This is a genomic window from Ruegeria marisrubri, assembly GCF_001507595.1.
Classification (GTDB): Bacteria; Pseudomonadota; Alphaproteobacteria; order Rhodobacterales; family Rhodobacteraceae; genus Ruegeria; species Ruegeria marisrubri.
Genome location: NZ_LQBQ01000009.1, coordinates 1 through 14,934, shown reverse-complemented (window position 1 = coordinate 14,934; position 14,934 = coordinate 1). Strand labels below are relative to the sequence as shown.

Genomic DNA, 14,934 nt, shown 5'->3' with positions numbered 1-14,934 from the left:
CGTCATAGCCGACACCGCCCCAGAGCCGGTCATCGCCCGCCTCTCCCTTCAGCGTGTCGCGGTCCTCTCCGCCCAGAAGGGAATCGTTGCCGAGACCACCGACAAGAGCGTCGTTGCCCGTCGACCCCCACAGCGTGTCGTGGCCGCCCCCTCCGAAAACCGCGTCATTGCCGGCCTCGCCCCAGAGCGCATCATTGCCGCCGTCGCCCCAGAGCCGGTCCCCCTGCGCGCCGCCCCAGATCCGTTCATTGCCATCCCCTCCCCAGAGCGCGTCATAGCCGACACCGCCCCAGAGCCGGTCATCGCCCGCCTCTCCCTTCAGCGTGTCGCGGTCCTCTCCGCCCAGAAGAGAATCGTTGCCGAGACCACCGACAAGAACGTCGTTGCCCGTCGACCCCCACAGCGTGTCGTGACCGCCCCCTCCGAAAACCGCGTCATTGCCGGCCTCGCCCAACAACCGATCAGCACCGTCGCCGCCAAGCAGAGTGTCGCCGCCGCCTTGGCCGTGAACCGTGTCGTCGCCCCTGCCCGCGACCAGAAAATCATTGCCACGGCCGCCCCACATCACCCCCGAGAAATCGGTTCCATATCTCGCTCGGGCGACGGGACCGGTGGCTTTGCTCACAACCTGTTCGTGGGTACCGAGCCTGTCCATGTAGAACACGCGAAGCGACAAGGTTGCGCCGATATCTGTCGGGGTCAGCAAGTAACTCGATGTGGTGGCGCCAGCGATGTCCGAGCCGTTTCGCATCCACTGATAGCCGAAGATGGTTGCAACGCCGTCCGGGTCTTGGATTGCATCGATATCCGCCCGCAAGACCTGCCAGGTTCCCGCCCAACCGGAAATGCCGACGGTCCCGGAGGGCGCGGAATTCGCCTCGACCCCCAACAGTGTCAGCGTGGAACTGTCCCCCAGGGTGATTACCCGCGTCGAGCCGACCTGTTCCGACACAAGGGCGGCCTGCTGCACCGAATCGAGCGCCGAGAAATCGAGTCGATCCACATTGGGGTCGAAGTCGGTGATGGTGTCGGCCCCCATGTTCGGAGTCATCACGAAGACATCCGCCCCCGCGCCACCGGTGAAAATCTCATTGACCCAGGAGCCCTCGAGCCGGTCATCGCCATCGGTTCCGGTCACTTTCCCCGGTTGCCCCGGAGCCCCGCCCCCGACCGGAAGGTGATCCGGACCACCGAACGCCTGGTCCGGCCAGAGATCATCCGCGGTCAGCGGCGCAGCGGTGGCAGAGGTAATCCGGATTTCGGTATCGCCGTAGAGAAGCTCAACGCCGTCCGGAAGTTGGCGCAAGGTGAGCTGCGCCGGGTTGCGCAGAAAAGGCAGGCTGCTGAAGTCCAGCCGGTCCTCGCCCAACTCGAAATCGAGGATGTGGTGCTTTCCGGGGCCAAGGACGAAAACGTCTGCACCGGGCCCGCCCAACAGATCGCTTCCGCCGCTGCCGGCGCCCAGAATGTCGTCACCCGCTCCTCCCTCGAGGCGGTCGCGGGCGGCAACGGGCGACGGCGTATCCGAGGCCAGGATCACGTCGTTGCCGGTGGTGCCCGACAGGAGCCGTCCCTCGGGCGAGACATCCCGGATCACCTGCCCCAGATTGCCGAGCGACATGGTGAACTGAGACAGCCCCGCAGCGCCTTCCCCTGCGGCGAAGATCTGCATTTCACCGCCTACTCGCGCCATCTCCAGCGCGGTTACATCCTCAAGCCCCATTCCGATGTCGTGGGTCTGGGTCGCGACGTGGATCAGCCGCCCATTGGGCAGGAGCGTAAACAGACTGAAACCATCGTCGCCGCCACCTGCGGCCACGAAGACGTGGCCGTCGGCCTCCAACATGGCGACGGATTGAACGTTGCCGAATCGGGTATCCAGAGTGTCCAGCAGGTAGTCGGTGGGCATCAGGCTGCCGTCCGCACCCAGTCTCAGGACGCTGAGAGACTGGCTGGCGGGATCGCCCAGAACCACCCAGGCCACTCCATTGGCGGTCGCCGAGGCCATTGCAGTTGGCGTATTGAGACCCAGCCCCTCGATCGCGCCGGTGCTGTCACGGAATTCCAGAGCCCCGCTCGTCGGGTCAATGTGGTAGCTAACGACCTGACCCGGCCCGGACAAGCCGCTTCCGGCCATAACCAGAAAACGGCCTACGCCAGCGTCCACGCTCATCATGCTGGCACCTTTTTGCGTCTCCAGAGCCTGAAGAAGGGCCCCGGCCAGCGGCTCGAGCCTGCCGGGCGCGGTTTCGACATATCCGCCAATCAGTCCGGCCCCGGCGTCGAGCAGATAATAAGCCATCCGTCCATCGGCCAATCGCGTCGAGGCGAGGGCATCCGTTCGCCCTGCCTCTGCGGGCAGCGCAAGCCTTGTCTGTTCGCCAAGCCCACCTTCATCCCGCAAGTCATAGCCAGTAAGCGCGCCACCGGGCCCCGACGCCAGCAACAACCTCGACCCGTCCAGGGTCGGAACCAGCGTCAACCGCCCCAGCCCGTTACCCGCTGTGTCCGGAGCGAAGAAGACCGGCCCCGGCATCGCCTTGCCCAGCCCCCCTTCTGCCAGATCAAAGGCGCTCAACCCGCCATTCTGCCCCGTCGCCGCATAGAGCACCGGGCCATGCGGACCCGAACCAATCTGAAGGTCTCGCAGGTCACCATCCAACACCGCCTGCCCGGCGAAAAAACGTCCTCGGAACTCAGGTTTCAAAGCCCCGCCCACCCAGTTCTGTTCTTACCACACCGCATTCAGGAATGGCCGCAGCAGCCGTCGCGAGACAGGCAAGAAACGGGCATCATCTGGGCGTTTGCTTCGAATTCGAAGGGTCTTGGTTAACGCAATTCGGGCAGGCCGCACGGTGCACTCAGGTGGGGTTTACCGCGCAGGTAGCAAGGTAGCGCGCAATGCAGCTTGTCTGCGCTTCCACGGAGAACCCATCATGCCTGACGCTTCACCGCTTTTGGACCTGCCTTTTCTGCAGCCGTCTCAGGCCCAAAAACACGTGACCCACAACGAGGCCCTGCGGCGACTGGACCTGGTCGTGCAGCTGCGTGTCGCGACCACCGGGGCGGAGACACCGCCCAGCGCACCTTCGGAGGGCGAGATTCATGCCTTGGGTATCAGCCCGGGTTCTGCCTGGGCAGGTCAGGCCGGAAAACTGGCGGCGTGGCTCGACGGCGCCTGGCAGTTCCTTGATCCGCACCCCGGATGGCGGGCCTGGGATCTAAGTGCCGGCAAATTGCTGGTCTGGGATGGCAACGCCTGGGTCGAACCGCCCTTCTCGACCCAGGATCTCGCCGGCATTGGCATTGCCACCAGTTCGGATGCGACCAACCGGCTGTCAGTGCGCAGTCCGGCATCCCTGTTCAGCCATGAGGGCGCGGGGCATCAGATCAAGGTGAACAAGGCGACCGAAGCGGACACGGCTTCGCTTTTGTTTCAGTCGAACTGGTCTGGCCACGCAGAGATGGGGCTGAACGGGGACAATGCGTTTTCGGTCAAGGTCTCTCCGGACGGCAGCACATGGACCGAAGCGCTGCGATTCGAGCCGTCCACGGGGGCGGCCGCAGGCGCCGCCGTGCAGGCCCATGCCGCGGACACCACGCCGGGCCGTCTGATGCGGGCCGATTTCGGCTATGGACCGGGAAACCTTCTTGGCCCGGTGACTGAGAACGGCGGCCTGCCCACCGGTGCGGTGATCGAACGGGGCAACAATGCAAACGGGGAATATGTTCGGTTTGCCGACGGCACTCAGATCTGCTCGGCCAAGCTGGGAGCGGTATCCTGTACGGCGCCGCAAGGCGCGCTGTTTTCCAGCGATGCGGCCGTGACCTGGGACTTCCCTCTCAGTTTCGCCACCGGAACCACGCCGGCAGTTACCGGCAGTGGCGGCAACCAGTTGCGCTTTCTGGGCCTGGATGAACCGTCTCACGCCCAGCTGTCGTTCCGCGTGTTGTCTGCCATATCCGATGCGGCGCTTCACGCCCCCACCGTGGTCGCCGTCGGACGCTGGTTCTGATGCCACAGTGCCCGGGGGCCTTCCCGGGCGTAATAATCGCCGGCCAAAGGGGCGAATCCGCGTCGCGCGCGCAGCCCGGTCGAAGCCACCCATAGGCACGCCCGCCCCTTGGCCGGACCCTTGCAACACAGCCGTTCTCGGCGGCCTTTCGCAACCGGTCGCACGCTATCCGCAAAAACCCGCCGAAAATGGCGGGCTGAATATGTATGCGCTTTTTTTTCGAAGCGGCCTGCCATACTTCGCCCAAGTTCTGCGCAGCCAGATATTATGTTAGCTTTCTCGGCCGACGTGATATCAGGGGCGGCGGGAGAGTAAGGTGCGGAAACACCGCATCTGTTTGGCAGAGAATTGACACAGGCAGGCAACCTAAGCAGGGGTGCGATGACTTCAGATGAAATGACACAGACGCCCTATGGGCGGGCGTTGCGCGCCTTGCGCGGCAGTTTCGTGCAGGCAGGATTGTTCAGTGCGGCCATCAACCTCCTGATGTTGACCGGCCCGATCTACATGCTGCAGATCTATGACAGGGTTCTGGCAAGCGGGTCGGTCCCGACCTTGCTGGGCCTGTTCCTGATCGTGGTCGTGCTCTATGCCTTCATGGGCATATACGAATTCATACGATCGCGGTTGCTGTCCCGTGCAGCCTACCGTTTCGACGAAATGACCGGGGAACTGGCCTTCAGGCAGCTTCTCGAAAACAACAACAAGAACGGCAAGGGCGGCAACGCCCTGCGCGACCTCGAAATCATCCGGGGCTTTTTGTCTGGCCCTGCCATTCGCGGCCTTTTCGACGCCCCGTGGATTCCGATCTTTCTGGTTGCCGTGTTCATTATTCACCCCTGGCTTGGCTACCTGACTCTGGCCGGGGCTGGCGTCGTTGTGGCGCTGGCGCTGATCAACCAGTGGGCCACTCGCGATGCGCTGGCGCGGGCGATGCAACTTGACGGAATGGAACGCGCTTTTGTCGGCCAAAGCCTGCGCAATGCAGAAACCGTGCAGGCCCTGGGCATGCGCGAGGCTGTTTCCAAGCGCTGGCGCGCCGCCCACCAAGCGGGCCTGGCGGAAAGTCAGAAGGGCGGCGACCGCTCGGACATTTTCTCTGCCGGATCGCGCGTCTTCAGGCTGTTGCTGCAATCCATACTCTTGACCGGCGGTGCTTACCTGGCACTGGATCAGCAGATTTCGGCAGGAATGATCGTCGGTGCGTCGATCCTTGCGGGCCGGGCTTTGGCGCCGGTCGACCAGGTGATCGGTCAGTGGCGCAGCATTGGCCGGGCCTTCGAAGCACACAAACGCCTCGCCGAGGTATTCGCCGCCATGCCGGCCAGCAAACCGAGGGTGTCTCTTCCGGAACCGACGGGTGCGGTTCAGTTGACCGGGGTGACGAAACTGATGCCCGGCGGGATGAGACGTGACCGGTCGTATATACTGGACAAGGTCAGCTTCGAGCTGGAGCCGGGCGACGTCCTGGGCGTGATCGGCAACAGCGCAGCGGGCAAGTCAAGCCTGGCCCGGATGCTGGTGGGGGTCTGGCAGCCCGATGCAGGCGAGGTGCGGCTCGACGGCGCGACGTTGGATCAATGGGAACCGGACACGCTGGGGCGCCATATCGGCTATCTGCCACAGCACGTCGAGATGCTCCCGGGAACGATCGCCGAAAACATTTCGCGCTTCGATCCGAATGCGAAGGAAGAGGACATCTTCAAAGCGGCCCGTTCTGCCGGTGTGCATGACCTGATCCTGGGCCTGCCTGACGGCTACGCGACCAAGGTGGGCTATGCCGGCCAGCCTCTCTCGGGGGGACAGATCCAGCGTATCGGCCTGGCCCGCGCGATTTATCGGATGCCGAAACTGGTGGTTCTGGACGAACCGAATGCGCATCTGGACACCCAAGGCGACCAATCACTGACCGAGACCATCCGTTTCCTGCGCGAAGCCGGCAGCACGGTCGTCGTGATGGCGCATCGGCCGAGCGTTCTGGTCGAGACCAGCAAGGTGCTGATCCTGCATCAGGGCAAAGTCGCCAAGTTCGGTCGGCGCGAAGAAATTTTCCGCATGGCGATGCAGTCGGTTCCATCGCAACCAACGCCGGTTGAGACGCGGAAGGTGGGGTAAGGGAAATGTTCGAACGGAATCAGATCAAGACCGGGTTGGACCGGCGCGAGCGGATCATAGCAGCCCTTGGGGCAGCCGGCTTGTTGCTGGTGTTGGTCCTGTTCAAGTTTGTCACCATCGGCAGCGCGGTGATCGCGCCTGGCCAGGTGGTAGTGCAGGGCAAGCCACGTCCGGTGCAAAGCCTCGAAGCCGGCATCGTCCGCGAAATCCTTGTCCGCGACGGCGATCGGGTGGAAGCCGGGCAGGTGGTGATGCGGCTCGACCCCAAGCTTTCGGAAATCAACCGCGACATCATCCGCGGCCGCCTGACGGAACTGGTTGCGCGCCGAGCAAGGCTGGAAGCTGAACTGCAGGGTCTTTCGGAAATCGCTCGTGTCGAGGACTTCGCCCAACTGGACGAGGACGCGCTGCAGCGGAATCTGGAAGGGCAGGCCGAAGCCTTCCGGTCGCGTCGGGCGATTCAGGAGAGTCGAAAGGCGCAGTTGAAAGAGCAGATCGAACAGCACAAATCCCAAACCGAGGGTATCAAGGCGCAGATCGAAGCCGCGGAAAGCCAAGTCGCGCTGATCAACCGCGAAGTGAGCAATATGGAGACCCTGTACAGCAAGTCTCTGATACCGGAAAGCCGCCTGCTGGAACTGCAGGGCAGGCAGGCGGGCCTGCTTGGTCAGATCGCCGTTCACCGGTCCGACTTGGCGCGGCTGCAAAACGCGATCCAGGATGCGGAACTGAAAATCACGCAAACAGACCAGGAGTTCCACGACAAAGTGGTCGAGGAATTGCGTCAGGTCACTGCCGAGATCGACGAAAACCGGCTGGAACTTGCCCGTCTGGACGAAGGTCTGAACCGGCTCGATATCCGCTCTCCGGTCAACGGCGTCGTTCACGAGTTGCAGGTCTGGACAAGCGGCGGAGTCGTCGCACCGCAAGAGACGCTGCTGACGGTGGTTCCCGTCGCGGACGGCGTCGAGTTCGAAGTCGAGGTCGCTCCGGAATCGATTGATATCGTGCATGTGGGACAGGCCGCGCGGGTCCGGTTCCCAGCCTTCGATCGGCGTTCCACTCCGGAATTGGCCGGATCCGTTACAAATGTGTCCCCGGACAGCGTGACCGACCCGGCCACTCACCGCCGGTTCTACCGCGTAAAAGTCTCTTTGCCGCAGGAAGAAATGGCGCGCCTTGGCGACTCCGAACTGATACCGGGCATGCCGGTCGAGGCCTTTCTGCAAACCGGCGAACGTTCGGTTCTGAACCTCCTGCTCAAGCCGCTGACAGATCAACTGACACACGCTTTCCGCGAAGGCTGAGCAAACCGCATGGCACTCCGGCGCAGGCGGCTTTCGCCTGTGCCTGTTTCCGCCGCTTGAAGCACCTCAGAAATCGGCCCTGCAGGGAATCGAAGCATGTGCTACAGTGGCATTCTGGAGTTTCAGACCAAAAGGAATTTGCTCTGACCGGTGTGTCCGCAATAGGCGCGTTTGCAGCCTGCGGGCCTGACGCGGAACCGCAACATCTCGTGCTGTACGCCGCTTCTTCGTCGGAGTTTTCTAATTGTTAACGATTATGCGAGGAATGGATATGGCGCATAAAGTGACCAAAGCGATTTTTCCCGTTGCAGGGCTGGGCACCCGGTTTCTTCCAGCGACGAAATCCGTACCCAAGGAGATCATGACCCTCGTTGACCGCCCGCTTGTGCAATATGCCATCGACGAGGCGCGGGCTGCCGGGATCAAGGATTTCATTTTCGTCACTTCGCGCGGCAAATCCGCGCTGGAGGACTATTTCGACCACAATCCCGTTCTGGAACGGGAGCTCCGGAAAAAGGGCAAGACCCAGCTTCTCGAGGTTCTGAAATCCACCAACATGGAAAGTGGCGCCGTCGCCTATATCCGCCAGCACAAGGCGTTGGGGCTGGGGCACGCGGTCAGGTGCGCGCGACGGCTCATCGGTGACGAACCGTTTGCGGTGATACTGCCGGACGACGTGATCGCGGCCGAAAAGCCGTGCTTGCAGCAGATGGTCGAAGCCTATGCCGAGACGGGCGGGAACATGGTCGCGACCATGGAGGTCCCACGCGAAATGACTTCGGCCTATGGGGTGCTGGATGTTTCCGAGGATATGGGGTCTGTCGTGCGCGTCAGGGGCATGATTGAAAAACCCGCTCCCGAGGACGCGCCTTCGAATCTGGCGGTCATCGGACGCTACATACTTGGGCCTTCAGTTCTGAGCCAGCTTGAGCGAACAAAGAAAGGTGCCGGCGGCGAAATCCAACTTACCGACGCCATTTCTGCGGACATCCTAAACAATGTCCCTGTCTACGGTTATCGATTCCAAGGGCAGCGATTCGATTGCGGATCGAAAGCCGGTTTTCTGCAGGCCACGGTCGCCTTCGCGTTGGGTCGGGAAGATCTGCGCGATGACCTGCGCGACTATCTGGATCAGTTGAGCCAGTTTACGCGCGCGGCAGAATAGGTAATCGGTGCCGGCCGTCGAACCCAACAGCGATATTCATTGCTTACCGATCTTGCTGAGTTCGCTCGCGGGAAATCGCAGATCGGTATCAAACATTGCCGCGATCCAGAGCTTTCTCCACGATGTTTACGCGCTCGGTGCCGAAGACTCTACTTGTCCCAGATTTGAAACAGATCCTTGAAGTATCTGATCGTGTACCCGAGGCCTTCTTCCAGCGGGATCTTGGGCTCCCACCCCAGAAGCTCTTTGGCAAGGGTGTTGTCAGGGCGCCTTTGGGTCGGATCATCGCTGGGCAAGTCGTGGAAACTGAGAACCGATTTGGATCCCGTTTGATGGATGATCAATTCGGCCAACTCGCGTATCGAAAACTCGGCGGGGTTGCCCAGGTTGACAGGGCCGGTGACGTCATCATCGGTATCCATGAGCCGGATCAAACCGTCGACCAGTTCGTCGACATAGCAAAATGAGCGGGTCTGGCTTCCATCGCCGTAGATGGTGATTTCCTCGTCCGCCAGCGCCTGCCCGATGAAATTCGAAACGACCCGGCCATCGCGGGGGTGCATGCGCGGGCCGTAAGTGTTGAATATCCGGGCAACCTTGATGGGCACCCCATGCTGCCGATGGTAGTCGAAGAACAGGGTTTCGGCGCAGCGCTTTCCCTCGTCATAACAGGCACGCAGGCCGATCGGGTTGACGTTGCCCCAATACTCCTCGGGTTGCGGTGAAATCCGTGGGTTTCCATACACCTCACTTGTCGACGCCTGAAGGATCTTGCATTTCAGCCGCTTTGCAAGCCCGAGCATGTTGATGGCGCCATGCACGGACGTTTTGGTCGTCTGCACCGGATCATACTGGTAGTGGATGGGCGATGCCGGGCAGGCCAGATTGTAGATCTCGTCCACCTCGACATAGAGGGGAAATGTCACGTCGTGGCGAAGAAACTCAAACCGCGGGTGATTGTGAAGGTGGTCGATATTTCGCTTCGTGCCAGTGAACAGGTTGTCCGCGCACAACACCTCATCGCCGCGTTCCAGCAGCCTGTCACAGAGGTGGGAGCCAAGAAAGCCCGCCCCGCCTGTCACGAGAACCCTTTTTCGGCTCCGATAGTTCTTGGGCATTCGGTACCTACCTTCCCTTTCCGAGGAAACTGGTCAACTGCAAGCGGCGTCCAGGTCAGCCACCCCACAAGGTGCCGGTTCGACTGGCGAAGCGGGCCTGACTGGCGATGGGCGAAACGGACAAGAACCTGCCGCCCTGCTGACCACGATCCGCATTTGATCCGGCAGGCGCCGCGAAAACGACACGTCCTTTCGGCGAGAAATTCGATGAAATGGGTTTTCTTCGAGTCGCATTTCAAAAGAGCCCAGAAACCAATTCCAGCAGACAAACTGCTGCACACACACAAAAAGAAACGATCTCTCAAATTCAGATCGCCTCGACTACTGCGTCCAGAGTAAGTCCGAGTTCATCTGAATCGCAAGCCTGATCCGGCAAGTTCCTGCATCGCTCAAAACCGAGTGACACAGCGAACCGACGGCAGATTGCTCGCCTCGTCCGTTCAGATAGGGACCAACCGTTCCGGCGATTCACGTCAAATGATTCCGTTCTTCGAATCGTTTCCAACGTTGTCTCCGACTGTGCTTCGAGCGCGACAGCCGCCATGGACACGGAAAAGCAGGGCTCCGCCGGATCCTTCCTTGACCTTCCCAAGTATCTACTTTTGTTGACGCTTTTTCGATCATCGCCCGTCGATGCCGAACCAGGTGATCGTCGGTGCCTCGCCGGTCGCAGTTGCGTTTCTTGCTTTTGGGGGTTTTGCCATTAGAATTGTTCTGGGGAGATTGCTGGGGGGCTGTTCTTCACCGCAGGACTGAAGGCTGACGCTCAGCATCTCTATTGCATTACGGAAATTTCGCGTTTCGTCAGACGCGTGGGATATTATGCGCATTTTTTGCGCACGATTATTATGTGCGGGAACTGTCCCTTTTTGAGTTCCCGATGTTTACCGAAGAGGGAAGGTTATCCCATGAGAGTGCCTTTTTCGCGTGTTAAGGAAATTCGCTTTTCGAGCGAAAATGACGTTTCTGCGCCTCGTTCCAGATCTGTTTCTCAGCCCCAGCCTACCCCAGATGAAACCCATGCTCGGGAGGGAGAGGTTTCCCGCATTTCGAGCGCCTCGGAACAAGATTCGGAAAGCGCGGAAAACACGCCCATCGGACGTTCTGCGTCGGCAAAACGCCGACGAGCGGCCACCGGATTCGTTCCCCGGTCCGAGGTTCTGCATCGTATCTACAATGCTTCGCTTGCTTCGGTGCTCCTGTTCATGGTCCTGCCGCTGGTAGGGATCATAAGCCTTGGTCTCTACATCACCCAAAGCCGGCCGATTTTCTACCGAGGCAAACGCGTCGGGCGTGGCGGAACGCTTTTTGACATCTACAAGTTCCGAACCCTGGACACTGAAAAGGCCGCAGCACTTACAAAAGACCAGGTGCTTCCTGACGGATCCGGACTGGAAACGCCTCTGGGCAGCTTTCTGAGAGAGACCCGCCTGGATGAGATCCCGCAGTTGTGGAATGTCATCAAGGGAGACATGAACATCTGCGGCCCACGCCCCGTCCGGCCCGAGATCGCCGCCAAGATGAGTTCCGGCGTCCGCAGTTTCCAAGTACGTTTCGACGTCAAGCCCGGCCTTCTGGGACCGTCTCAGGCGCTCATGAGCCACGGCACACCAAAGGCAGTGCGGGCTCGTTTGAATGCAGCAATGTGCACCAAGCCGGTCAGCTACCTGCGCGAGGCGCAGATGATTGTGCTGGTGGCTTCCTGCGTCTTGGCGAGGTCCTTTACCAGCCTCACGTCCAAGGTTGTCTCGAAGGTCAGAAAGCCTGGGGGCCGGCAGGATGCGGGTGACCGGGCGTCCCGCTCCGGTGTCGAAGTGGCGTACAGATGCGCCGGTGGCAAGGTGCATCCCGTCCTTCGGATCGACGCTGATCGTTTCGTTCTGCGCGAGCCGGTTTCGGGCAACGGCGGAGAGTTGATCATCACCCTCCCCGACGGCAGCAGGAGAACCGCCGGGATAACCACCGAACCAACGTCTGAAACGCCGGCAGAGGGCACCGTTCTGAAATACGCTCCGAGGAGCGAGTTTTCCCACTACATTCTGGAACGTTACCTCCTGCAACGGGTGGTGGTCCCGCATCCCTCTCATTTCCTGTTCAATGGCGCCGCTCGCGCCGTCCGACGCAGCTTTGCCTCCCTCGAAGATACGCCGGCGCCGCAAGCTTCCACCACCATCGCTTCAGGCGAAAAGACGGTCCCGCAGTAACTATTTGTAAAAATTGGAGTATTTAAAAAGGGGAGTGGAACGATATGGAACCCATCACCTTTGGCATTTCCGAACTAAGCGGAAACATTACAAACAATCCCACTGCCATTGATTTCAGCAAGACGGGCAATGCCGTCCTTTTCGTCGCGCAACAGGATGGCAAGATCTACCGATACGAGGTGGAACGCCAACCTGATGGACCAGATGCGGACACTACGGACGAATTCGTCGTCACGGGCACGACGCTCATAGATGCCATTCCCACGGACATTCAGAACTTCAATGATGACGGAACCCTGAACACCAACGAAAAGCGTCAGGTCACGGGCATGGCCGTGACCACGGATGCCGACGGCAACGACGTTCTTTACGTGTCTTCTTCGGACTGGCGGATCGCTGTCGGGGAAGACAGCGGCCTTGATACGAATTCGGGACAGGTCCACCGCATCACGCTGGACCCTGACACCGGTGAAGTTCTTTCGAACGTCGCGATTCTCCGGGGGTTGCCGCGCTCGGAGGAAAACCACGCGAACAACGGAATTGACCTGGCGATCGACCCGGATACGGGCGACGTGATCATGTATGTCGCGGTGGGCGGGATCACCAACAAAGGCGCGCCAGGCAACAATTTCGCCGGCACGATCGATTTCGCGTGGTCGGGCGCGATCATAAAGATCAACCTCACGGAACTGGAATCCTACGATATCCGCACGGATGCCAACGGAAACCAGTTCATACTGGATCTACCGACCCTGGATGACCCGACCCGCAGCAATATCGACCTGACCAGCCTGTCGATTCAGAACCTCGCACTGGATCCCAATTTCACGCTCGACGACAACGGAGAAGTCGGAGGCGTCCTGCAACCCGATTGGGCTGGTGGGAACAACGGCCTGAACCAGGCCAAGATCACCGACTACGTTCTGGTCAGCGATGGAGGCCAGCTCAAGCTGGTGAGCAATCCGGTCGAACTCTACGCGCCCGGTTACAGGAACCCCTATGACGTCATCGCGATGGAATCGGGTCATGTTTTCACGTGGGACAACGGACCGAACGGCGGGTGGGGCGGGCAACCACTGTCCTACTCCGACGGTGCGATCGTGGACGACTGGACTACGGAATTCGCTACGAACGAGTTCAATGAAAGCGGCAGCAGCGGCTTCGGAGACCAACTCCACTATATCGGCAGCATAACGGACACCTACGGAACCTATGGCGGCCACGCCAGCCCCCTGCGGGCAGCGCAGACCGCGCTTCAGGCAGCCTTCAACACCGATGGCAGCTACAAGGGCGCGACGCCGTCGGACCCGATAATCGTCGATGGGATCCAGATATTCGACAACGAGGCGGATGCACGTGACTACCTTGCCAAGCTGCTCATCATCTATGAGCAGGATGGATCGGGAAACTGGGTCGACGTAACCTCGGCTTCGGGTCTGCCACCCGATCTGTTCGATGTCCTGTCGGGCTATGACTGGAGTCATCCGGGCAGTTCTCTGGACAATCCGCTGGACTTCTACGATGGCACCAGCGTCATGGACGGCACGCCGTTCTCTCCTGAATCGCAGCTTCTCGATCCCACCAGTGACGGTTCCCTGCTGGTGACGCCGGAATCGACCAATGGTCTGACCGAATACACCGGGACCTATTTCAACGGACAGCTGAAAGGCACCATCGTCGCGGCCAGCTTTGACGAGACTCTCTATTTCGCGCAACCGGTGGACACTGACGGGGATGGCCGCCCCGACAGCGCCACGATTGTTCATACGGAGAGTTTGTCAGGATCGAATCCGCTTGCTGTGGTGGCGCTTCCGGATCAGGGGCTGTCACCTACCGTGATCGACAACACCGGTGACGGCATAGACGATTTTTCCGGTGTGATTGCGGTCGCGACATACGGGGCCGACACGATCAGCTTCCTGGTTCCCGGCGGAACGCCGACCGATCCGGGCGACGATATGGATCTGGACGGTCTCAACGATATCGTCGACACCCATGTCGGTGATCCCCTTGATGGTCTTGGCGTCATCATCTCGAAAGGCGAGACGGCCCGCTGGGGTTTCGAGTTGAACAACCCCGCTTCGACCCCGCCGGGTGCGGTTCCTCCGGGAAACAGCATCGCCGGAGACATCGGGATCAACGCGGTGTTCCGCGATGGCATTTTGCCGGCGGTCGAGAACGGCGGCGATGAAACCGCCGGGCTGTTCAACGGCGGCGTGTTCAACCTGGGCGGCGCCTCCAGCTTCATCAGCCTGGACGTCGCTCATGACGGAACCGCCGTGGGCGCGGCAAACACCCAGCAGAACGTCCTCGGTATAGGGTTCGCTGCACCCGACACGAACCAACTGACCATTCAGACCGAGATGGTGAACATATTCACCTACTCCCTGAACACGGATCCACCCGCCAAAGTCTGGAACGGAGGCGAAAAGGTCGGTCTGGTCGTCGGGCCGGGCGATCAATCCAATTATGCCGAAGCCACCATCGCCGTCGTTGATGACGGCGGAACAATCAAATTCGGGGTGCAACTGCTCGTAGAAACCAACGACACCTTTGTCAGCAGCTTCGTCGAGATACCGGGAATCGAAGCGCCGACAATCTCGGGTGTCGGCGATCCGAATTTTCAGGTCGCCATTGATCTGGATATGACGCCGGGCAGCGAAACCGCAACGGCGCGGGCCCGCTACGTCAACGACGGCAGCTATACGGACTGGGTTTCCACCTCTGTCCTGGCGCTGCCACCAGACGTGGTTGCTGCCGTCCAGGGGCAATACGACAACCTGGGCAATACGACTGGGGCCTTCGTGGGCATGATGGCTTCGGCGCCTGATGGCGATGACTCGTTTGCGGCGTCCTGGGACTGGATAGACGTCAACAGTAATGACGCACCCCCGCCGCCCCCGCCGCCAGACCCGTTCCGGGTCGAGGCGGAGACCTTCACCATCCTGAGCGGCTTTGTCGTGAAGAACAACGGCCAGGGCTCGGGCGACCAGTTCCTGCAGGCCGGCG

At 60.7% G+C, this 14,934-nt stretch carries 8 protein-coding genes; 6 read left to right on the top strand and 2 right to left on the bottom strand.

Annotated elements, in window-relative coordinates:
- Window positions 1–2,662: hypothetical protein (locus tag AVO45_RS06965; RefSeq protein WP_068345341.1), on the bottom strand; the 2,662-nt coding region annotated here is incomplete at its 3' end.
- Window positions 2,663–2,936: 274 nt separating this feature from the next.
- Here AVO45_RS06965 and AVO45_RS06960 point away from each other — a divergent pair.
- From AVO45_RS06960 to galU, 4 genes are all read left to right on the top strand, one after another.
- Window positions 2,937–4,016: a DUF2793 domain-containing protein gene (locus tag AVO45_RS06960; protein ID WP_068345340.1), complete on the top strand. Its 1,080-nt coding sequence runs from the start codon at window positions 2,937–2,939 to the stop codon at window positions 4,014–4,016.
- Window positions 4,017–4,397: 381 nt separating this feature from the next.
- Window positions 4,398–6,131, top strand: a complete 1,734-nt coding sequence (locus AVO45_RS06955) for a type I secretion system permease/ATPase (RefSeq protein WP_068345334.1) — start codon at window positions 4,398–4,400, stop codon at window positions 6,129–6,131.
- A 5-nt stretch (window positions 6,132–6,136) separates the two neighbouring features.
- A complete protein-coding gene (locus tag AVO45_RS06950; RefSeq protein WP_068345333.1) occupies window positions 6,137–7,438 on the top strand; it encodes an HlyD family type I secretion periplasmic adaptor subunit in 1,302 nt (433 codons plus the stop codon).
- A gap of 271 nt (window positions 7,439–7,709) precedes the next feature.
- A complete protein-coding gene (galU, locus tag AVO45_RS06945) occupies window positions 7,710–8,603 on the top strand; it encodes a UTP--glucose-1-phosphate uridylyltransferase GalU (RefSeq protein WP_068345331.1) in 894 nt (297 codons plus the stop codon).
- Window positions 8,604–8,752: 149 nt separating this feature from the next.
- Here the strand turns inward: galU and AVO45_RS06940 are convergent, their stop codons facing one another.
- Entirely contained in the window at window positions 8,753–9,721 is a 969-nt protein-coding gene (locus tag AVO45_RS06940) for a UDP-glucuronic acid decarboxylase family protein (protein WP_068345329.1), read from the bottom strand.
- 848 nt (window positions 9,722–10,569) lie between these two features.
- Here AVO45_RS06940 and AVO45_RS06935 point away from each other — a divergent pair.
- Both AVO45_RS06935 and AVO45_RS06930 read left to right on the top strand, forming a co-directional pair.
- Entirely contained in the window at window positions 10,570–11,925 is a 1,356-nt protein-coding gene (locus tag AVO45_RS06935; protein WP_338055960.1) for a sugar transferase, read from the top strand.
- A 44-nt stretch (window positions 11,926–11,969) separates the two neighbouring features.
- Window positions 11,970–14,934: PQQ-dependent sugar dehydrogenase family protein (locus AVO45_RS06930; protein WP_205627864.1), on the top strand; the 2,965-nt coding region annotated here is incomplete at its 3' end.

Bases quoted from the DNA above. Each gene is read 5' to 3' on its own strand.
- AVO45_RS06935 (WP_338055960.1), top strand. From the start codon at position 10,570: ATGTGCGGGAACTGTCCCTTTTTGAGTTCCCGATGTTTACCGAAGAGG.
- galU (WP_068345331.1), top strand. From the start codon at position 7,710: ATGGCGCATAAAGTGACCAAAGCGATTTTTCCCGTTGCAGGGCTGGGC.
- AVO45_RS06960 (WP_068345340.1), top strand. From the start codon at position 2,937: ATGCCTGACGCTTCACCGCTTTTGGACCTGCCTTTTCTGCAGCCGTCT.
- AVO45_RS06955 (WP_068345334.1), top strand. From the start codon at position 4,398: ATGACTTCAGATGAAATGACACAGACGCCCTATGGGCGGGCGTTGCGC.
- AVO45_RS06940 (WP_068345329.1), bottom strand. From the start codon at position 9,721: ATGCCCAAGAACTATCGGAGCCGAAAAAGGGTTCTCGTGACAGGCGGG.
- AVO45_RS06950 (WP_068345333.1), top strand. From the start codon at position 6,137: ATGTTCGAACGGAATCAGATCAAGACCGGGTTGGACCGGCGCGAGCGG.